The sequence below is a fragment of the Saccharopolyspora sp. NPDC050642 genome, from assembly GCF_040654735.1.
Lineage (GTDB): Bacteria > Actinomycetota > Actinomycetes > Mycobacteriales > Pseudonocardiaceae > Saccharopolyspora > Saccharopolyspora elongata.
Genome location: NZ_JBFAIN010000007.1, coordinates 115,329 through 135,086 on the forward strand (window position 1 = coordinate 115,329; position 19,758 = coordinate 135,086).

Here is a 19,758-nt window from a genome sequence, read left to right on the forward strand (position 1 = left end):
TCTCTGCATTCCGGACGCGGAAAGCGACGCTCGATCGGCGCGGACAGCCAGGTCAGGGCGCGGTTGGTGTGGTGGGCCGGTCGGCCTCGGTGCTCGGGTCGTAGAGGTGGCAGGCGACCCGGTGCCCGCTGGAGAGGTCGATCATCTCCGGCTCGGTGGAGTGGCAGTGGTCGGTCGCGTACGGGCAGCGTGAACTGAACCGGCATCCGCTCGGCAGGTCGATCGGGCTGGGGATCTCGCCGCTGAGGGCGATTCTCTTCCGCTTGTTCTGGCCGCCCGGGTCCGGGACGGGGACGGCCGACATCATGGCCTTGGTGTAGGGGTGGGCGGGGTCCTCGGCGAGGCGTTCCGCAGGGCCTGCCTCGACCACTTTCCCCAGGTACAGCACGGCGATTCGGTGTGCGAGGTGTCTGATGGTGGCGAAGTCGTGGGAGATGAGCAAGCAGGCGACGCCGGTGGACTCCTGGAGTTCGAGCAGGAGGTTGAGGATTTCCGAGCGGGTGGAGAGGTCCAGTGCGGACGTCGGTTCGTCGGCGACCAGCAGGCGCGGCGCGAGCACCAGCCCGCGGGCGATCGCGACCCGCTGCCGCTGTCCGCCGGAGAGCTCGGCCGGGTAGCGCCACGCGTACGAGGCACCGAGTCCGACGCGATCGAGCATCCGCTCCGCCAGTTCCTCGCGCTGCGAGCGGTTTCCCAGCTTGTGCACGACGAGCGGTTCCGCCACGGCGTGGCCGACCGTCTTCGTCGGGTCCAGGGAGGAGAAGGGGTCCTGCAGGACCACCTGGACCCGGGTGCGGAGCCAGCGGAGGTCGGCCGGGGTGTCGCCCACCTCGCGACCGAGCAGCGCAACTCTGCCGGCGTCGGGTCTCACCAGTCTGGCCACGAGTCGACCGGCGGTCGACTTCCCCGAGCCGGACTCACCGATCAGTCCGAGGGTTTCCCCTGCCGCGACCCGCAAGTCAACCTCGTCCACGGCGCTCACCGCACGGGTCACGCGGCCGAACAGCGTGCGCCGCACCGGAAACCTCTTGACCAGGCCGCGAGCCTCGAGCACCGGCGTGTCGTCATTCACCGCGGGCCTCCTCGGAGGTTTTCGAAGCCGGGCTCTCCACCCGGACGCAGCTGGTTCGGTGTTGTGGCCTGATCTGCCGCACCTGGGGATCGGGAGCGTCGCAGGTGCCCGCGAGCGCGTGCTCGCACCGCGAGAAGAACCGGCACCCGATCGGCAGGTGACCGGCCGCGGGGACGCGCCCGGGAATCGACGCCAAGCGGGTATGTGCCGCGCCGTTCTGCGGGATCGCGCGCAGCAGCGCGGATGTGTAGGGGTGGAGGGGTTCCGCGAAGACGGACGACGTCCCCGCCGACTCGGCGACCTGCCCGGCGTACATCACGACGGTCTGGTCCGCGTTGCCCGCCACCACGCCCAGGTCGTGGGTCACCAGCAGCATCGCCATCGACGAGCTGCTGCGGAGCTCGCCGAGCAGCTCGAGTATTTCCGCCTGGATGGTCACGTCGAGCGCGGTGGTCGGCTCGTCGGCGATGAGCAGGGCGGGTTCGCAGGAGATCGCCATCGCGATCATCACCCGCTGCTGCATGCCACCGCTGAGTTCGTGCGGATAGGCGTCGAGCCGGGTGCGGGCGTTCGGGATGCCCACTTCCTGGAGGAGTTCCAGCGCTTTCGCTCGTGCTCGTCTCGAGTTCTCCCGCGCGTGCAACATCCTGGACTCGGCGATCTGGTCGCCGATGCACATCGTCGGGTTGAGGCTGGCCATCGGATCCTGGAAGACCGTGCCGATCTCCGCGCCGCGAACCTGCCGCAGCTCGCGTTCGGACAGCGCGAGCAGGTCGCGGCCCTTGAGCAGGATCTGGCCCCGCACGATCCTGGCGGCCGGCGGGAGGAGCCCGAGGATCGCCATCGCGGTCATCGTCTTCCCGCAGCCGGATTCACCGATCAGCGCGACCGTTCGACCCGCGTGGACGTCGAACGACACCCGGTCCACCAGCGCGGGCTGCGCGTCATCGCCCCCGATGTCCACGACGAGGTCTCGGACCTGCAGGACGGGTTCGGATTCGGCGGCGCTCATCGCGTCCTCCGTCCCGCGACGGCATCCCGGATGCCGTCGCCGACGATGTTGAACGACAGGATGGTGAGGGTCAGCAGCACGCCCGGAGCGACGACCGCGTACGGAGCGCGGAACTGGTGCTCGTAGGCCGTGCGGAGCATCGCGCCCCAACTCGCGTCCGGCGGCTGCACCGCCAGGCCGAGGAAGCTCAGACTGGCTTCGGCCAGCAGCGCGAAACCCATCATCAACGTGACCTGCACGAGCAGCGGCGTCGAAACGTTCGGCAGCACATGGGAGAACAGCGTCCGCGAAGTGGAACACCCGATGCTGCGGGCGGATTCGACGAAGAGCTCTTCGCGCACCGAAAGCACCGAACCGCGCACGACGCGGAACAGCCGCGGCGCGTAGACGATCCCGATGCCGACCATCGCGTTGACCAGGTTCGGACCGATCACCGCGACGATCGTGACCGCGAGGACGATCGGAGGCAGGCTCAGCAACGTGTCCGCAACGCGCGACAGCGCCCAGTCGATCCACCCGCCGCTGTAGCCGGCGAGGAGCCCGGTCGGCAAGCCGATCAGCACCGCGACGCCCACCGCGATCAGCGGCGCGATCACCGTCAACCGGGTGGCGACGATGATGCGGCTGTACACGTCGCGTCCGAGATCGTCGGTGCCCAGCCAGTGGGCGGCGCTGATCGATCCGAAGGACTCGCGCAGCGACTGCTGGTTCGGGTCGTGCGTCATCAGCAGCGGGCCGAATACCGCGACCGCGCAGAGCAGCAGCAGGAACGCCATGGCGAGCAGCACCGACGGCCGGCGGACGAGGCGGCGCCACGTCCGCCCTCTCTGCCGAGGAGAGGCCGACGGGCCGGTGCGCGTGCGTGCGTCGAGCGTGTTGATCATGGCTATGCCTGCACCTTCGGGTCGATCCAGCGGTAGGTGAGGTCGACCGCGAAGTTGATCGCGACCACGACGAGGGTGATCAGCAGGATGTAGCCCTGGATCACCGGCAGATCTCGGCTCAGCACCGCCGAGACCGCGAGCGTGCCGAGGCCGGGGATGCCGAACACCGACTCGATGACGATCACGCCCCCCAGCAGCCGGCCGATCTGCAGCCCCAGCACGGTGACGACCGGGATCGCGGCGTTCCGGGCGACGTGGCGGCGCAGCAGCCGGCCGGTGGGCACGCCCTTCGCCCGGGCGGTCTTGATGTAGGGCCGGTCGAACACGTCGCTGACGCCCGACCGGGTCTGCCGGGCGATCTCGGCGGCGGTGGCGAGACCGAGCGCCGTCGCGGGCAGCAGCGCGTGCACGAGCCACGGTCCGGCACCGTCCGCGAGGCCGACGTACCCGGTAGCCGGGAGCAGGCGGAAGGTGAAGGCGAAGACGCTGACCAGGATCAGCCCCACCCAGAAGCTCGGCATCGCGATCCCGAGCGTGGACACGAGGCTCGCCACCCGGTCCGTGATCGAGCCGCGGCGAATACCGGCGACGGCCCCCAGCCCGATGCCCACGACGACGGCGAGCAGGCTCGCCAGCGCGGTGACGGTCAGCGTCGGCGGGGCGGCCACCAGCAGCAGGTCCAGGACCGGGCGATCGGTGATCAGCGAGGTGCCGAGGTCGCCGCTGAGCACGTCGCCGACCCAGTTCGAGTACTGCAGGTAGATCGGCTGGTCGGTGCCGAGCCGCTCGCGGATCGCAGCGAGTTGCTCTTCCGTCGCGGCCTCTCCGGCGATGACGGACGCCGCATCGCCGGGCACGAGGTTGACCAGCAATGCGGCGAGCACCGAAACCAGCAGCACCACGAGGACGGCGCCACCGACACGCCTGCCCAGTTCTCCGGCAGTCACAACGCCGTCCTGCTGATGGCGCCGGGCCGCGAGGAGCGTTCATCGGCCAGGAGTTGGGCGAGTGGTGGTGCCGTCATGGGCCCTCCCGATGTCGTCGCCGCGTTGCGGAGCACGACAGACAGTAATTCGACGCCGATATCGAATCAACATTGACTTCGATACCGATGTCGAAATACCGTCTTCCCCTGACCGCTCCCGCCCTACCAGCGGTTCTCCGCGAAACCGCCGGCCCTGAAACGGGATCGGCGCATCAGGCACCCGATCCGTGCGTTTCGCGGTTCACCAAGCCCCCAGGACGACCGGGTCGAGGAGATGCGGATGAGCTTCAGCAGACGGCGGATCGGCCGGCTCGCAGCGGCGATCGCGGTGGCAGCACTGGTTTCCACCGCGTGCGGCAGCGGGACGGGATCGCCCGGTCCGGCCGGCGACGTCTTCCGCTGGGGCTATTCGACCCCGCCGACCTCGCTGGACCCGCACCGGACGGCCAGCGCGTTCGACCTCGCCTTCCTCGTCCCGATCTACGACACCCTCACCCTGCGCACCGCGAGCGGCGAACTCGAACCCAATGTCGCGACGGCGTGGGAGTTCTCGCCCGATCGCCGGAACCTGACGCTGACCCTCGCCGGAGGACGCACCTTCCAGGACGGCAGTCCGATCGATGCCGCGGCAGTCAAGGCCAACGTCGACCGGGCGGCCGCACCGGCCAGCAGCGTGCGCAACCACCTCAAGGGGCTGACCGGTGTGCACGTCATCGACGCCCGGCACGTGGCGCTCAGCTTCAACCGGCCCGCGGGCGACATCCCGGCGGTCCTCAGCAACAACGCCGGAATGCTGGTCAATCCGGCGAAGTTCGGCGATCCCGGGCTGTCGACGGGTCTGCCGACGGCCGGTTCCGGTGTCTTCCAGGTCACTGCCAGCACCGCGACGACCGTCTCCTACGAGCGCTGGGACGGACATCCGCAAGCCGCGAGCGTCGCGATCGCCGGTATCGAGATGCAGGTGCAGAACGCCGACAACACGCGGTTGGCGGCGGTGCGGTCCGGCCAGCTCGACGCGACGTTCATCCGGCCCTCCCAGGTCGCCGAAGCCCAAGCCGCGCAGTTGAAAACGGTCGAAGGCACCCGCACCCAGTTCTACGGGCTGCGGCTGAACCCCGGGAAGGAGAACCTCGGATCCCCAGCCGTGCGGCGGGCGATGATGCACGCCATCGATCGCCGCACGATCAACGAGCACGTGTACGACGGCCTGTGCGAGCCGACGCCCCAACCGTGGCCGAGCCGCTTCTTCGCCTACGACCACGGTCTGGACGAGGAAGCCGTCGGCGGCTACGACCCGGCGCTGGCCCGCCGCCTGCTCGCCGAAGCGGGACTCCCGGGCGGTTTCCACGTCACGCTGACCGTGACCAACATCAGCGCCTACACCCGCCTCGCCGAGGTGATCCAGGGCCAGCTCGCCGAGATCGGTGTCGAGGTGGAGCTGAAGATCATGGACTCCGTGCAGGCCTCCACCGCGGTCCGCAAGGGTTCCTTCGAGATGTACGTCGGCCCGAACGAATCCGCCCGCCCCGGCCCGACATCGTTCCTGTCCGAGTACTTCCTGCCAGGCGGAACCTCGAATCCCGGGGATTTCGACCTTCCCGGCATCGATGCGCAGGTCGACCAGGTCCGCCGGACCGCCAGCGAGGAACAGCAGGCCCCGGCGATCCGGGCGGCGGTGTCCGAAGTGCTCGCGGCCGGCCCGCCGGTGGTCCCCGTGTGCGTGCCGGCCACGGTCCTCGCCCACCGGGACGGGGTGCGCGGCTTGGAAGTCCCGCTTTACGGCAACTACGACTTCCGCCGGGTTTCGAAGGCGAACCACTGACGTTCCTCGGGCTGTGCCGAAGAACCTCCAACGACGGGAAGGAGCGGCAGACCCATGCCGGACACCTCAACGCGACCCGAGTTCTGGACCTCGATGCGCTCGCTGCCGGGCCGCGTGTCGGCGGGCGCGCGACAAGCCGAGGACGAGGGCTGGGACGGCTTGTGCTTCACCGATTCCCAGAACCTCTCCGGAGATCCCTACGTCGCGATGGCGACGGCGGCCGCAGCCACCGAGCGGATCAGGCTCGGCACCGGCGTGACGAATCCGAGAACCCGGCATGCCGCGGTCACCGCCGGGGCCATCGCGTGCGTTCAGGTGGAATCCGGTGGACGGGCCGAGCTCGGCATCGGCCGCGGCGACTCGTCGTTGGCCCACATCGGCATGGCGCCCGTGCCGCCCGCCGTGTTCGAGGACTACGTGCACCGAGTGCAGCGCTACCTTCGCGGTGACGCCGTCGAGTTGACCGGCTCCCCCTCTTCGGGCGCCGGCGACTCCTCGGCGACGTCGGACCGAGCGGTGCGCAGCGCACTCGTCGTCGCCGACGCACCGGCGGAAAGCCGCCTCCGGTGGTTGGCGGAGTGCGGCGCGACCAAAGTGCCGGTCTTCGTCGTCGCGTCCGGCCCGAAGATGATCGCCACCGCGGCGCGGGTCGGCGATCGCGTCGCGCTCGCCCTGGGTGCCGATCCGGACCGGCTGCGCTGGGGCGTCGAGGCGGCGCGCGCGGAAAGACCGGACGCGCGGATAGCCGCGTACGTCCACGTCGTCCCGCACGACGACGTGGCGGCCGCGACCCGGCTGGCAGCCGGGGGAATCGCCAGCTTCGCGCGGTTCTCGGCGATGCACGGCAAGGTCGCCGCACCGGCCGGCGAGAGCGATCGCGAGGTCATGGCGTCGGTGGCCGCCGCTTACCAGCTGACCCACCACTTCCAGGGCAGCGGCGGGCAGGCCGCCCTGATCACGCCGGAGTTCGCGCAGCGCTTCGCCGTCATCGGCGCGGTGGACGAATGCGTGCGGAAGCTGCGCGAGCTGGCATCGCTGGGGATCGACCGGTTCTACGTCTCGACGGCGGCCCGGGACGCCCCGCCCGCAGCCGCGCGCGAAGTGCACGACCGGTTCGTGCGCGATGTCCTGCCGCAGTTGAGGTCCGGCGCGTGAAGCCCGGGACCCGACATTGACTTCGACATCGGTGTCGAATTAGCCTCCGATGCACGTCACCTGAACGCTCGATCGGCGGAAGTACCGAGAGCGGCTCCCCTCCGGCCCCCCGAAAGGCAAGGGCACAGTGGCTGATCTGGAATTCACCGTCTCCGATGGGATCGGGACGATCCTGCTGAACCGACCGGAGCGCAAGAACGCCTTCACGCTCGAGATGATCGACGAGTGGGCCGGTCTCCTGCAGGCCGCGCGCACCGACCCCGACGTGCGCGTCGTGGTGCTCACCGGCGCAGGCGACAGCTTCTGCTCGGGCGTCGATCTCGGCACCGTGACCGACCGCGCCCGCGGCGAAGCCGGCCCGCTCGACCGCAAGACCGTGCTCACCGACCGCATCCACCGCATCGCCTACGCGCTGGAAGATCTCGACAAGCCGGTCATCGCCGCCGTCAACGGGCCCGCGGTGGGCGCCGGGATGGACATGGCCCTGATGTGCGACCTGCGCGTCGCCTCGCGCTCCGCCCGGTTCTCCGAGGGGTACATCAGGGTCGGCCTGGTCCCCGGCGACGGCGGCTGCTACTACCTGCCCCGCCTGGTCGGCACGGCGAAGGCGCTGGAGCTCATGTGGACCGGTGACTTCATCGACGCCGACGAGGCCCATCGCCTGAACATCGTCAACCGCGTGTACGACGACGAGGAGTTCACCGACTCCTGGCAGGCCTTCGCCCGCCGCCTCGCCGCCCAGCCCCCGGTGAACGTTCGCATGATCAAGCGCGCCACGTACCAGTCGGCCCGATCCGACCTGCGCACCGCTCTCGACCTCATCTCCTCCCACATGGCCGTCGTGCAGACCACCGCCGACAGCCGCGAGGCGATGACCGCCTTCCGCGAGAAGCGCCGGCCCGTCTTCGAAGGCCGCTGAGCCGGCCGCGCACCTGCCCACGCCCGTTTGCCGTCGATGTCACCTGTGAGGACGACCGAATGGTTCCCGACCTGCACGACGCCCCTCCATCCGCCGCGATGCAGGCGTTCCTGCGGCCGCGATCAGTCGCCGTGGTCGGCGCGACCGAGCGCCCGGGTTTCGCCGCCACCACCCTGCGGAACGCGGTCGGCTCCGATTTCCGCGGTTCGGTCCACCCGGTCAACCCGAACTACGAGCAGTTGGCCGGCCTTCCGTGCCACCCGTCGCTGAAGGCCGTGCCGGAACCGGTGGACCTGGCGCTGGTCGTGGTCCCCGCCGCAGCCGTTCCCGGTGTCCTGGAGGACTGCGGGGCGGTCGGGGTCAAGGCCGCGATCATCTACTCCTCCGGATTCGCCGAAACCGGATCGGAAGGGCAGCGGCTGCAGGAACGCGTGCTGGAAACCGCCCGGGAGCGCGGAATCCGGTTGCTCGGACCGAACTGCATGGGGCTGTTCCACCAGCCGTCCGGTCTGGTCGCGTCGTTCACCTCGGCGCTGAACACCGGTCTGCTGCCGAGCTCCGGCGCCGCCTACGTCGGGCAGAGCGGCGCGATCGGTGGCGCGGTCCTGGGCATGGCCAAGGAGCGCGGCTTCGGCCTGACCACCTGGGCCAGCACCGGCAACGAGATGGACCTCAGCGTCGCGGAGATCGCCGGAGGGCTCGTCGAGTCCGACGACATCCGGGTGGTCGCCGCCTACCTGGAGTCGATCCCGGACGGCGAGACCTGGTCGCGGCTGACCGCCCGGGTCCAGGAGCTGGGCAAGCACCTGGTGGTGCTGCGCAGCGGGCGTTCGGAATCCGGGCGCCGCGCCGCCGCCTCGCACACCGGCGCGATGGTCCGGCCGGACGCCGCGTTCACCCTGCTCAACCGCGAGCGCGGCGTCGTGTCGGTCGACGACGTCGCGAGCCTGGTCGACGCCGTGGAGGTGCTGGTCCGCGATCGCCGGCCGCCGGGGCCGCGGATCGCCGTCGTCACGAGCTCCGGCGGGGTGGGGAGCCTGATGGCGGACCACATCGAAGCGGCCGGGCTGCGCCTGGCCGAGCTCAAGCCGCGGACCCGGGAGGAGCTCGGCGAGCTGATCCCCGCGTACGGATCGGTCGCCAACCCGGTCGATGTCACCGCCCAGCTGTTCACGCAGGGCGATCGCGCGTTCGAAGCGGCGTGCTCCCCGCTGGTCACCGACGAGAACGTCGACGCCCTGGTGATCGTGCTGACGACGGTGACCGGAGAGCGCGCCGTCACGATCGCCGAGGGCATCGTCCGGCTGGCGGCCGGCACCACCAAACCGGTCGCGGTGGTGTGGGCGGCCTCGCACGAGGAGACGCTGGACGGGCGTCGGGTCCTGCGCACCGGGGGCGTTCCGGTCACCTCATCGGTTCCAGGGCAGATCGCGTTGCTGCAGAAGCTGGTCCAGGCCGTTCCGGTCCCGGTGGATGCGACCGAGCCCGATCGCACCCGCGCACTGCCGTGCGACCTCGTCGACGAGCTGTTCGCGGCCCCGGCCACCGTGACCGAGGCCGCTGGCGCCCGGTTGCTGGATGCGCTGGGCATTCCGCGTCCCGAGGCGGTGCTGACCACCAGCGAGCAGGAAGCCGTCGCCGCAGCGGATCGGTTGCGCGCGCCGCTGGTGTTCAAGGTCCAGTCCCCGCAGATCGCGCACAAGAGCGAGGTCCACGGGGTTCGCGTCGGCGTCGCAGCGGACCAGGCCGCGGCGGCGTACCGGCAGATCCGGTCCGCCGGTGAAGCAGTCGCCGGGGCGCAGGTCGAAGGCGTGCTGGTGCAGGAGATGGCCACCCCGGGCACGGAGCTGATCGTCGGCGTCCGCGGCTCCCGCGACGGCTACCCGCCGGTCGTGACCGTCGGCATCGGCGGGGTCGCCACGGAGATCTACGCGGACGTGGTCTCCGCTTCCGCACCCGTGACCCGCGAACGCGCGCGACAACTCCTGCGCGGCTTGCGCGGATGGCCGCTGCTCGACGGCTACCGCGGCCGACGGCGCGCGGCGGTCGACGCGGTCGTCGACGCCGTGGTCGCGCTGTCCCGCGCCGCCGTCGAACTCGGCGAGCGGCTGGACGAGCTGGAGATCAACCCGTTGGTCGTGGACGCCGACGGGATCAGCGCTCTGGACCTGCTGATCCGCTCCCGCGGCGCGGAACCGCCGGACGGCAAAGTAAGGCAGCGGACCCGAGACAACAACGCCACTCCAGGCAAGGACGACTGATGCGCTTTCTCCCCACCTCACTCACCCCCGCCGAGCTGGCCCTGCGCGCCGAGGTCCGCGCGTTCCTGGCCGAGGAGAACATCGAGCGGCACGCCGCCGGTGCCGAGCTCGCCGGTGGCCTGAACCGGGATTTCAGCCGCCGGCTGGCCGCCAAGGGCTGGGTCGGCATGGCCATCCCCACCCGCTACGGCGGGCACGGGCGCACCGCCGTCGAGCGGTTCGTCGTGGTCGCGGAACTGCTGTCTGCGGGCGCGCCGGTCTCCGCGCACTGGGTCGCCGACCGGCAGACCGCGCCCAGCGTCCTGGCGCACGGCACCGAGCAGCAGCGGCAACGGTTCCTGCCCGCCATCGCCGCCGGGGAGTGCGCCTTCTGCATCGGCATGAGCGAGCCGGACTCCGGCTCCGACCTCGCATCGGTGCGCACCAGCGCGGTGCAGGTCGACGGCGGCTGGAAGGTCACCGGTACCAAGGTGTGGACCTCGGGCGCACACGTCGCGGACCACATGCTCGCGCTGGTCCGCACCTCGCCGCTGGGCGAGGACCGGCACCGGGGGCTGAGCCAGCTGATCATCGACCTGCGCAGTCCCGGCCTGCGCGTCAACCCCATCCGCACCCTCGACGGCGGCCACCACTTCAACGAGGTCGTCCTCGACGAGGTCTTCGTGCCCGATGAGCTGGTGCTCGGCCGCGTCGGCGAGGGCTGGAAGCAGGTCAACTCCGAGCTGGCCTACGAACGCTCCGGTCCGGATCGCTGGCTGTCCACCTACGCGCTCTTCCGCTCGTTCCTGGAATCCGCCGACAGCACCTCGGATTCCGTTCGGGACGCCATCGGCCGGATCACCGCCCGCTACCGGGTGCTGCACAACCTTTCGCTGTCGGTGGCCCGCATGATCGACCGCGGTGCCGCCCCGGCAGCCGAGGCCGCGCTGGTCAAGGACCTGGGCACCACGTTCGAGAAGCAGACCGCGGAGACCGTGCGCGCGCTGGCCGGACGCGTCCCCGACCTCGCCTCCGGCGAACGGCTCGCCCGCGACCTCGCCGCCACGATCCTGACCCTGCCCACCGTGACCCTGCGCGGGGGCACCACCGAGATCCTGCGCACCGTCGCCGCCCGGGAGTTGACCCGATGACCACCACCGCCGAGCACCCCGAGGTCGACCACGTCCTGGTCGAAACCTTCCTGCGGATCTGCGCCGACGACACCGCGCGCGCCGGACTCGACGCCGCCGAGACGACCGCCTGGTCCGAGACCCTGTGGCACGCCCTCGCCGAGTCCGGGCTCACCCGGGTCGGCATCGCCGAGGCGGCCGGCGGCAGCGGCGGAACCGCTGACCAGGCCACCGAGTTGATCCGCCTGTCGGGGTACGCCGGCGCACCGGTGCCGCTCGCCGAGTCCCTGCTGCTGGGCGGCCCGGCGCTGGCCGCCGCCCGGCTGCCGCTGCCCGACGGCCCATTGGCGGTGGCGCCCGTACCGGGCGAGCTCATCGCGGTGCGCGCGGCGGACGGCTGGACCGTCAGCGGTCGGATGACCGACGTCGCCTGGGCTCAGGTCGCCGAGCAGGTCGTGGCGCTCGCCGACTCCGCCCAGGGGCCGGTCGTCGTCACCATCCCGCTCTCCGCCGGCCAAGTCGTCGCAGGCGTCAACCTGGCCGGGGAGCCGCGCGACACGGTGTCCGTCTCCGGAGCCACCGTCGCAGGCGCGCACGGTGTGCTCACCGCCGAGAACTGGCGCGAGCGTGGGGCGCTGGCGCGGTCCCTGCAGATCGCCGGCGCGCTGGAACGGGTGCTGGAGATGACCGTGGCCTACTCCAAGCAGCGCGAGCAGTTCGGGCGCCCCATCGTCCGCTTCCAGGCCGTCGGTCAGCTGATCGCGCTGCTCGGCGAGGCGGTGGCGCAGGCCCGGATGGCGGCCGAAACCGCCGCCGGCACGGCGTCGTCGACCGACATCGCCATCGCCAAGGTGATCGCCGGCGAAGCCGCCACCGCCGGAACCGCCAACGCCCACCAGGTTTTCGGTGCGATCGGCATGACCCTCGAATGCGATCTCCAGCGCTTCACCCGCCGCCTGTGGTCCTGGCGCGACGAGTACGGGGCCGAGCGCTTCTGGGCCGAACGCGTCGGCAGGCAGATCCAGCACGACGGCGTGCCCGGCCTGTGGGGGGTCATCACCGAGAACAGCCGCACCCGGAACGACAGCAAGGAGCAGGCATGAGCACGACGTTGGACGGCAAGGTCGCCGTCATCACCGGGGCGGGCCGCGGCATCGGCCGGGGCTATGCGCTGGAATTCGCCAGGCAGGGCGCCAAAGTCGTGGTCAACGACCTCGGCGGCACCGGCGACGGCACGGGCCGGGACAACGGCCCGGCCGACTCCGTCGTCGAGGAGATCACCGCGGCCGGCGGGCAAGCGGTCGCCAACGGCGACGACGTCGCCGACGAGCAGGGCGCGCGCAACATCATCGACACCGCGATCTCCACCTTCGGCCGCCTGGACGTCCTGGTGAACAACGCCGGGATCCTGCGCGACCGGACCGTGGCCAACATGTCCTACGAGGAGTGGGATTCGGTGATCCGGGTGCACCTGCGCGGCACGTTCGGCCCCACCCACTTCGCCGTGCAGCACTGGCGCGAGCTCGCGAAGTCGGGCCGGGCGGTGGACGCCCGCGTCATCAACACCTCGTCCTCCTCGGGCTTGTACTGCAACCCGGGCCAGGCGAACTACGGCGCCGCCAAGGCGGGCATCGCGGCCTTCACGATCATCACCTCGCGCGAGGTGGAGCGGTACGGGATCACCGTCAACGCGATCTACCCCACCGCGATGAGCCGCCTGACCGAGCCGGTGTTCAGCCGGATCAAGGCCACGGCCCCGACGGGCGGGAACGGCTTCGACGCCTTCGACGCGGAGAACGTCGCCCCGGTGGTGGCCTGGCTGGCCGGGCCGCAGGCCAAGGGCATCACCGGCCGGGTGTTCGGGGTCCGCGGCGGGCGCGTGACGGTCGCGGAGGGCTGGCGCGCCGGTCCGGCCGCCGAGGTCGACCGGCGCTGGACCGTCGAGGAACTCGACGAGGTGATCCCCGACCTGGTCGCCCGCGCCGCGGGGAACGCCGGATCCGATGGGCGCGTCCCGGAGGCGCAGCGATGAGCCTGGACCTCAACGCCGTCGGCCGCACCGCCGGTCCCGTCGAGGTCTCCTGGACCTCCCGCGACGCCCTGATCTACGCCCTGGGTGTTGGTGCCGGCCAGCACGATCCGCTCGCCGAACTGGAGTTGACCACCGAGAACACCGCAGGGGTGGAGCAGCGCATCCTGCCCGGCTACGCCATCGTGATCGGGCAGCGCGGGCCTCGAACCGATCTGGGCGACTTCGACCGGAGCAAGCTGGTGCACGCCGAGCAGGCGCTGACGCTGCACCAGCCACTGGCCGTGGCGGGCGCGGCAAAGCTCACCACCCGGGTCGACGGCATCCAGGACAAGGGATCGGGCGCGCTGGTGACCACCTCGACCGAGGCCACCGATCCGGCCACCGGCGATGCGTTGTTCACCACCACCTCGTCGGTGTTCATCCGCGGTGCGGGCGGTTTCGGCGGCGAGCGCACCCCGGCGGCGCCGTGGGAACGCCCGGACCGGCAGCCGGACCACAGCATCGCCGTGACGATCCGACCCGACCAAGCGCTGCTGTACCGGTTGTCCGGAGATCGCAACCCGTTGCACTCCGATCCCGCCTTCGCCGCCCGCGGCGGGTTCCCCCGACCCATCCTGCACGGCATGTGCACCTACGGGACCACCGTGCGGGTGCTCCTGCGGGCCGTCGGCGCCGATCCGCGCGAATGCTCTTCCATCACCGGACGTTTCACCAAGCCGGTGCTCCCCGGGGAGACGCTGACCGTCGAGGTGTGGACCGAGGGCTCATCGCACTGGTTCCGCACCACCGACTCCGCGGGCTCGGTCGTGCTGGACCGCGGCGTTCTGACCACCCGCCACCCCGGGGAGGCCGCATGACGTCCGAATCCCGCAAGCCGGTGCCGAAGCCCACCGACACCACCCGCCCGTACTGGGACGCGGCGAGCCGCGGCGAGCTGTGGCTGCAGCGCAGCACCGGCACCGGCGAGTACGTGTTCTACCCCCGCGCGCATTCGCCGTTCGGGCCGGACGACGAGCTGGAGTGGGTCCAGGTCAGCGGGCGAGCGACGCTCGACTCCTACGTGATCAACCACCGCCCGGGCCCCGGTTTCGAAGGCGGCCGGCCCGTCATCGCCATCGTCCGGCTGGTCGAGGGGCCACGCATGCTCAGCAACATCGTCGGCGTCGAACCCACCCCGGAGAACCTCGTCCTGGACATGCCTCTCGAGGTCGACTTCGAGGCCCGCGGCGAGCTCGCGGTGCCCGTTTTCCGCCCCGCGCAACCGAAGGAGTCAGCGTGAAGCCCGCGACCGCAGCCATCCGCGGCGCAGCCGAGAGCCGCATCGGCAAGTTGCCCGGGGTGTCCGAACTGGAACTCCGCGCCGAGGCCGCGCACCTCGCGCTCGCGGACGCCGGACTGGGCCTCGGCGACGTCGACGGCATCACCAGCGCCACCCAGTCCCCCGTCGACGCCGCCCACTACCTGGGGATCACCCCGACCTGGTACGACGGCACGAGCGTCGGGGGCTGCTCCTTCCTGGTCCAGGTCCGGCACGCGGCCGCGGCCATCGCCGCCGGGTACTGCACCACGGTGCTCGTCCTGCACGGGGAGTCCGGCCGCTCGCAGGTCGGACGGCCACCCCGCGTGCAGGCCCCGGATTCGCTGGCCAGCCAGTTCGAACGCCCCTACGGCGTCACCGCGCCGTTCAACATGTTCACCCTCCCGGTCATGCGCTTCCTCAAGGACACCGGGACGACCGAGGAGCAGCTGGCCGCCGTCGCCGCCGTGCAGAGCCAGTGGGCCGAGGGCAATCCGCGCGCGGGCAGGCCGGATCGCGTCGGCGTCGAGGACGTGCTGGCCTCCGAGCTGATCGCATACCCGTTCCACAAGCTGGAGTGCTGCCTGCTGACCGACGGCGGCGGGGCGTTGGTGGTCACCTCGGCCGAACGCGCCGAGGACGGGCCGCGCCCACCGGTGTACCTGCTCGGTTCCGGCGAATCCTGCGATTCCCCGCTGGTCTCGCTGATGGACGACCTGACCTCGTCCAAGGCGTTCCGGGAGTCCAGCCGCGCTGCGTTCGCCTCGGCCGGGATCACCACCGCCGACGTCGACCACCTGATGGCCTACGACGCCTTCGCGCACCTGCCGCTGTACATGCTCGCGGACCTGGGTTTCGTGGAGCGGCACGAGGTCGGTGCGTTCGTCGCCGAGGGCCACACCGCGCCCGGCGGCCGGCTGCCGATGAACACCAACGGCGGCGGGCTGCGCTACACCCACACCGGGATGTACGGGATGTTCGCCATCCAGGAGTCGGTGCGCCAGCTGCGCGGCGAAGCCTTCCGCCAGGTGGACGGCGTGGAAACCAGTGTCGTCCAGGGGGTCGGCGGCATGTTCACCGCCGCCGCCACCCTCGTCCTCGCCAACCGGAAGCCGTGAGATGTCCATCGTGGACAGTTTCGAGGAAAGCCGCGAACCGCTCGGGGAGTTCCGCAACCGCGCCCGCGACTGGCTGGCCGCGAACGCGCCGCGCACCGACATCGGCGCGGATGTTCCGGCCGCGCGGTCCTTCCAAGCCTCCCTCCACGAGGCCGGATTCGCCGGCATCAGCTGGCCCGCCGAGTACGGCGGCCAGGGGCTGGGGCAGAAGCACGAACGGGCTTTCAGCGCCGAGGCGAACGCCTATGAGTTGCCCGGCCAGCCGTTCGGCATCGGCTTGGGCATGTGCGGCCCGATCCTGCTGCAGCTGGGCACCGAAGCGCAGAAGCGCAGGTACATCCGGCCGATGCTGCGCGGCGAGGAGATCTGGTGCCAGCTGTTCTCCGAGCCGGGCGCCGGCTCGGACGTCGCGTCGCTGCAGGCACGCGCGGTGCGCGACGGCGCGGATTGGCTGGTGCACGGGCAGAAGGTGTGGACCTCGCGGGCGCACTTCGCCGACCGGGGCATCCTGATCGCCCGCACCGATCCGGACGTGCCCAAGCACCAGGGCATCACCATGTTCGTCGTCGACATGCACGCCCCCGGGGTGGAAGTGCGCCCGCTGCGGGACATGACCGGTGGCGCCACCTTCAACGAGGTCTTCTTCGACGGGCTGCGGCTGCCGGCCGACGCCGTCGTCGGAACGGTGGACGACGGCTGGTCGGCGGCCGTCTCGCTGCTCAAGTTCGAACGCATCGCCATCGGCACCCGCGCACGTCCGCGGGTGAATCCGCTGTCCGTGCGAAGTCTTGCGGACGCGGCTGCCGCCCGCGGCGTGGGCGGAGATCCGGGGATCCGCGGCGAGTTGGCCCGGCTCGCCGTCGAGGAGCTGGCGGTGAAGCTGCTGGCGGCGAGGCTCGCCGAGGAGCGCGCCGCCGGGATCGAAGTCGGGCCCCGGGGATCGGTGGCGAAAGCCGCCGGCACGGCACTCGCCCAGCGCGCGGCGGATCTCGCCACCCGGATCGGCGGGGACACGGCAGTCGCCCACGACCCGCAGGACGAGCAGGCCGCGATCCGCGTCGCGGCGCTCAACTCCGTTCCCTCCAACGGCATCGCGGGCGGCACCACCGAAGTCCAGCGCAACATCATCGGCGAGCGCGTCCTCGGGCTGCCCAAGGAACCGCAGTTCGACCGCGATGTGCCGTTCCGGGAGCTGAACGTCGGCACCCAGCGCCGCTGACGCCGCGGCCGGAACGATCACCTCTCCCACCGAAGGAGCCCTTCGTGGCGCTCATCCTCACCGCAGAACAGCAAGAGCTGCAGGCAACCACCCGCAAGCTGCTCGCCGACCACTCCCCCGGCTCGCGCGTCCGGGCCTTCGTCGACGATTCCCCCGACGGGGTCGGCGGTCGCGACGAGCTTTGGCACCAGCTGTCCGAGAAGACCGGGCTGACCGGTCTCGGGCTACCGGAGGAATGCGGCGGCACCGGCTCGGGGAACACCGAACTCGCCGTCGTCCTGGAGGAATTCGGGCGCGCGCTCACCCCCTCCCCGTTCTTCGCCTCGGTCGCGTGGGCCGGGCAGGCGCTGCTCGTGCTCGACGACGAGGCGGCCAACCGGGAACTGCTGCCCGGCATCGCCGCGGGGACCGTCCTGGCGTCCTTCGCGCCGTTGAGCACCGACCCGGCCGCCGCGTCGCACCCGCACGCCGGCCGCGACGGCTTGACCGGCACGGCCCCGCTGGTGGTCGACGGGCTGCTCGCCGACCAGATCGTGGTGGAGGCGCTCGGCGGCGACGGCCGAACCGAGTACCACCTGGTCGACGGCGCTGCCGCGGGCCTGCGCCGAACGGCGCTGATCAGCACCGACCGCACTAGGGCCATCGCCAGGCTGGACTTCGACCGCGTTGCGTCCCGGCGTCTCGCGTGCCGCGATGGCGACGCCGCCCGAGCTGCGATCACCGACCGCGCCGCGTTGGCGCTGGCCGCCGAACAGCTCGGCGGACTGCTGCGCTGCATCGAGATGACGGTCGAATACGCCAAGATGCGCGTCCAGTTCGGACGGCTGATCGGCTCCTTCCAGGCGGTCAAGCACCGGCTCGCGGACCTGCACACCGCGGGTGAACTCGCCGTGTCCCTGGTCCGGGACGCCTGCCGGGCCGCGGACGAGGAACCGGATGCGTTCCCGGTGGCTGCGCGCGCCGCGCTCGCCCATTGCAGCCGGGCTTACGCGACGATCGCCCGCGAAGCGATCCAGCTGCACGGAGGCATCGGCTTCACCTGGGAGCACGACGCCCACCTGTTCTACAAGCGCGCGCACAGCAGCCGCCAACTGCTCGGCGGCCCAGAGCAGCACGAAGCCGTCGTGGCCGACCGCCTCGCCCTGTAGAGCCTGTTTCCGAACTCATTTCGCGTGACGGTGCGGGTGGCGGCCCCAGCGGGAATTACGGCCGCCTTCCCCGAACAGCCTCTGTGATCGCGGCCCGCCGAAAGGACCTTCCGTGACAAGCGATCAAGCCGATGACCTCGCCGCGTTCCGCATCGACGGCGCCCTGGGGTTCTGGGAAATCGCCGCCGCCCGACCGCAGCGGCCAGCCGTCATCGCCGACGACGGCGGCCGGACCACCTTCGGAGAGCTCCGCGCGTGGTCCGACCGGATCGCCGCGGGCCTGCTGGAACTCGGTCTGGCGCCCGACGACACCGTCGCGGTCGTGCTCTCCAACGAGCCGGCTTTCCTCGCCGTGCAGCTGGCCACCAGCCAGCTGGGGCTGTACCTCACCCCGGTCAACTGGCACCTGACCGCGGCCGAAGCCGGCTACATCCTCCGGGACAGCGAAGCCCGCGTGCTGGTGGCAGATGCCCGCTTCGCCGCCACGGCCGCGGAAGCCGCGGACCTGGCGGGCATTCCGGCCGACCGTCGATTCGCGGCCACCCAGGTCGCGGGCTGGCGGCACCTCGACGAACTCGCGGGCCTGTCCCCGCTCCCCTGCCCGCCTCCCGACCGGCGCTTGATGGGCGCCACCATGCTCTACACCTCCGGCACCACCGGGCACCCCAAGGGAGTCCGCAAGCGGCGACGCACCGCAACTCCCGAGCAAGCACTGGCCCGCTCGCTTCCGCTCGGCTCCCGCCGCTACGGAACGGTTCCTGGCGACGGCGCCCATCTCGTGGTGGCACCGCTCTACCACGCGGCACCGAACGGGTTCGCCACCAGTTCCTTGCACCTGGGCCAGACCGTCGTCCTCATGCAGAAGTGGCAGCCCGAGCGAACCCTCCAGCTGATCCAGGAACACCGGATCACCTCGACGCACATGGTCCCCACCATGTTCCACCGCCTGCTCGCACTGCCCGAGGACGTGCGCCGCTCCTACGACGTGTCCTCGCTGAAGTTCGCGGTCCACGCCGCCGCGCCGTGCCCGGTCGAGGACAAGCGGGCCATGCTCGACTGGTGGGGCCCGGTGATCTACGAGTACTACTCCTCGACCGAGGGCGGCGGCGCCGCCGTGAACCCGCACGAGTGGCTGGAACACCCTGGAACCGTGGGCCGCGCCTGGGAAGGCGCGGAAGTCAAGATCCTCGACGAGGACGGTGCACCCGTCCCGGCCGGAGCCGTGGGAGCGGTGTGGATCCGCAACGACGACCCGTTCGTCTACCACAACGACCCGGAGAAGACCGCAACCGCTTGGCGCGACGGTTTCTTCACCGCGGGCGACATGGGATTCCTGGACGAGGACGGCTGGCTCTACCTCGCCGACCGCCGCTCCGACCTGATCATCTCCGGCGGCGTCAACATCTATCCCGCCGAGATCGAAGCCGCACTGCTCGCCCACCCCGCGGTCTCCGACGCCGGCGTCATCGGACTGCCCGACCCGGAGTGGGGCAGCACCGTGCACGCCGTCGTCGAACTCACCGCGGGAACCGACCCCGGCGACCGGCTCTCCCACGAGCTGCTGGACTTCTGCGAACGGCGGCTGGCCCGCTACAAGTGCCCGCGAAGCCTGGAATTCCGCAGCCTGCCCCGCACCCCCACCGGAAAGCTCAGCCACTCGGCCCTGCGCAAGACGATCCTGGAAAGCAGAGCGCAACGATGAGCGAAGTCAGCGCACCCCGCGGC

At 71.2% G+C, this 19,758-nt stretch carries 17 protein-coding genes; 13 read left to right on the forward strand and 4 right to left on the reverse strand.

Features of this window, described 5'->3' with window-relative positions; genetic code table 11:
* Positions 1-52: 52 nt before the first annotated feature.
* Genes AB0H93_RS13905 through AB0H93_RS13920 form a run of 4 tightly spaced genes read right to left on the reverse strand, consistent with a single transcriptional unit; the run spans position 53 to position 3,915 of the window.
* Positions 53-1,072, reverse strand: a complete 1,020-nt coding sequence (locus AB0H93_RS13905) for an oligopeptide/dipeptide ABC transporter ATP-binding protein (RefSeq protein ID WP_358572112.1) — start codon at positions 1,070-1,072, stop codon at positions 53-55.
* Positions 1,065-2,084 (reverse strand): ABC transporter ATP-binding protein, encoded by a 1,020-nt coding sequence (locus AB0H93_RS13910; protein WP_358572114.1) that lies wholly within the window; start codon positions 2,082-2,084, stop codon positions 1,065-1,067. The genes AB0H93_RS13905 and AB0H93_RS13910 overlap by 8 nt, the downstream gene beginning before the upstream one ends.
* Positions 2,081-2,968 carry an ABC transporter permease gene (locus AB0H93_RS13915; RefSeq protein WP_358572116.1) on the reverse strand — a complete coding sequence of 296 codons (888 nt, stop codon included), beginning with the start codon at positions 2,966-2,968 and terminating at the stop codon, positions 2,081-2,083. The genes AB0H93_RS13910 and AB0H93_RS13915 overlap by 4 nt, the downstream gene beginning before the upstream one ends.
* 2 nt (positions 2,969-2,970) lie before the next feature.
* The gene (locus tag AB0H93_RS13920) at positions 2,971-3,915 is read right to left on the reverse strand and encodes an ABC transporter permease (RefSeq protein ID WP_358572118.1); all 945 of its coding nucleotides are present in this window, start codon (positions 3,913-3,915) and stop codon (positions 2,971-2,973) included.
* Positions 3,916-4,233: 318 nt separating this feature from the next.
* On the opposite strand from AB0H93_RS13920, the gene AB0H93_RS13925 reads away from it, so the two are divergent.
* The 13 genes from AB0H93_RS13925 to AB0H93_RS13985 all read left to right on the forward strand — a co-directional run bounded on the left by AB0H93_RS13925 (position 4,234) and on the right by AB0H93_RS13985 (position 19,735).
* Positions 4,234-5,775, forward strand: a complete 1,542-nt coding sequence (locus AB0H93_RS13925; protein ID WP_358572120.1) for an ABC transporter substrate-binding protein — start codon at positions 4,234-4,236, stop codon at positions 5,773-5,775.
* Between the two features lie 54 nt (positions 5,776-5,829).
* Positions 5,830-6,930, forward strand: a complete 1,101-nt coding sequence (locus tag AB0H93_RS13930) for an LLM class flavin-dependent oxidoreductase (RefSeq protein ID WP_358572122.1) — start codon at positions 5,830-5,832, stop codon at positions 6,928-6,930.
* Positions 6,931-7,057: 127 nt separating this feature from the next.
* Entirely contained in the window at positions 7,058-7,849 is a 792-nt protein-coding gene (locus AB0H93_RS13935; protein ID WP_358572124.1) for an enoyl-CoA hydratase, read from the forward strand.
* 59 nt (positions 7,850-7,908) lie between these two features.
* Positions 7,909-10,110, forward strand: coding sequence for an acetate--CoA ligase family protein (locus AB0H93_RS13940; protein ID WP_358572126.1), 2,202 nt, complete (start codon positions 7,909-7,911; stop codon positions 10,108-10,110).
* Positions 10,110-11,240: an acyl-CoA dehydrogenase family protein gene (locus AB0H93_RS13945; protein WP_358572128.1), complete on the forward strand. Its 1,131-nt coding sequence runs from the start codon at positions 10,110-10,112 to the stop codon at positions 11,238-11,240. Before AB0H93_RS13940 ends, AB0H93_RS13945 begins: the two co-directional genes overlap by 1 nt.
* Positions 11,237-12,322, forward strand: coding sequence for an acyl-CoA dehydrogenase family protein (locus tag AB0H93_RS13950; RefSeq protein ID WP_358572130.1), 1,086 nt, complete (start codon positions 11,237-11,239; stop codon positions 12,320-12,322). Before AB0H93_RS13945 ends, AB0H93_RS13950 begins: the two co-directional genes overlap by 4 nt.
* A complete protein-coding gene (locus tag AB0H93_RS13955; protein ID WP_358572132.1) occupies positions 12,319-13,251 on the forward strand; it encodes an SDR family oxidoreductase in 933 nt (310 codons plus the stop codon). Before AB0H93_RS13950 ends, AB0H93_RS13955 begins: the two co-directional genes overlap by 4 nt.
* A complete protein-coding gene (locus AB0H93_RS13960) occupies positions 13,248-14,108 on the forward strand; it encodes a MaoC/PaaZ C-terminal domain-containing protein (RefSeq protein ID WP_358572134.1) in 861 nt (286 codons plus the stop codon). Before AB0H93_RS13955 ends, AB0H93_RS13960 begins: the two co-directional genes overlap by 4 nt.
* Complete coding sequence (locus AB0H93_RS13965; protein ID WP_358572136.1) at positions 14,105-14,530, forward strand: OB-fold domain-containing protein; 426 nt, start codon at positions 14,105-14,107, stop codon at positions 14,528-14,530. The genes AB0H93_RS13960 and AB0H93_RS13965 overlap by 4 nt, the downstream gene beginning before the upstream one ends.
* Positions 14,527-15,666, forward strand: coding sequence for a thiolase (locus AB0H93_RS13970; protein ID WP_358572138.1), 1,140 nt, complete (start codon positions 14,527-14,529; stop codon positions 15,664-15,666). Before AB0H93_RS13965 ends, AB0H93_RS13970 begins: the two co-directional genes overlap by 4 nt.
* A gap of 10 nt (positions 15,667-15,676) precedes the next feature.
* The gene (locus AB0H93_RS13975; RefSeq protein WP_358572140.1) at positions 15,677-16,885 is read left to right on the forward strand and encodes an acyl-CoA dehydrogenase family protein; all 1,209 of its coding nucleotides are present in this window, start codon (positions 15,677-15,679) and stop codon (positions 16,883-16,885) included.
* 44 nt (positions 16,886-16,929) lie between these two features.
* The gene (locus AB0H93_RS13980) at positions 16,930-18,033 is read left to right on the forward strand and encodes an acyl-CoA dehydrogenase family protein (protein ID WP_358572142.1); all 1,104 of its coding nucleotides are present in this window, start codon (positions 16,930-16,932) and stop codon (positions 18,031-18,033) included.
* A gap of 112 nt (positions 18,034-18,145) precedes the next feature.
* Positions 18,146-19,735 (forward strand): AMP-binding protein, encoded by a 1,590-nt coding sequence (locus tag AB0H93_RS13985; protein WP_358572144.1) that lies wholly within the window; start codon positions 18,146-18,148, stop codon positions 19,733-19,735.
* Positions 19,736-19,758 lie beyond the last annotated feature (23 nt).

Bases quoted from the DNA above. Each gene is read 5' to 3' on its own strand.
- AB0H93_RS13930 (WP_358572122.1), top strand. From the start codon at position 5,830: ATGCCGGACACCTCAACGCGACCCGAGTTCTGGACCTCGATGCGCTCG.
- AB0H93_RS13965 (WP_358572136.1), top strand. From the start codon at position 14,105: ATGACGTCCGAATCCCGCAAGCCGGTGCCGAAGCCCACCGACACCACC.
- AB0H93_RS13910 (WP_358572114.1), bottom strand. From the start codon at position 2,084: ATGAGCGCCGCCGAATCCGAACCCGTCCTGCAGGTCCGAGACCTCGTC.
- AB0H93_RS13950 (WP_358572130.1), top strand. From the start codon at position 11,237: ATGACCACCACCGCCGAGCACCCCGAGGTCGACCACGTCCTGGTCGAA.
- AB0H93_RS13960 (WP_358572134.1), top strand. From the start codon at position 13,248: ATGAGCCTGGACCTCAACGCCGTCGGCCGCACCGCCGGTCCCGTCGAG.
- AB0H93_RS13945 (WP_358572128.1), top strand. From the start codon at position 10,110: ATGCGCTTTCTCCCCACCTCACTCACCCCCGCCGAGCTGGCCCTGCGC.
- AB0H93_RS13925 (WP_358572120.1), top strand. From the start codon at position 4,234: ATGAGCTTCAGCAGACGGCGGATCGGCCGGCTCGCAGCGGCGATCGCG.
- AB0H93_RS13915 (WP_358572116.1), bottom strand. From the start codon at position 2,968: ATGATCAACACGCTCGACGCACGCACGCGCACCGGCCCGTCGGCCTCT.
- AB0H93_RS13955 (WP_358572132.1), top strand. From the start codon at position 12,319: ATGAGCACGACGTTGGACGGCAAGGTCGCCGTCATCACCGGGGCGGGC.
- AB0H93_RS13940 (WP_358572126.1), top strand. From the start codon at position 7,909: ATGGTTCCCGACCTGCACGACGCCCCTCCATCCGCCGCGATGCAGGCG.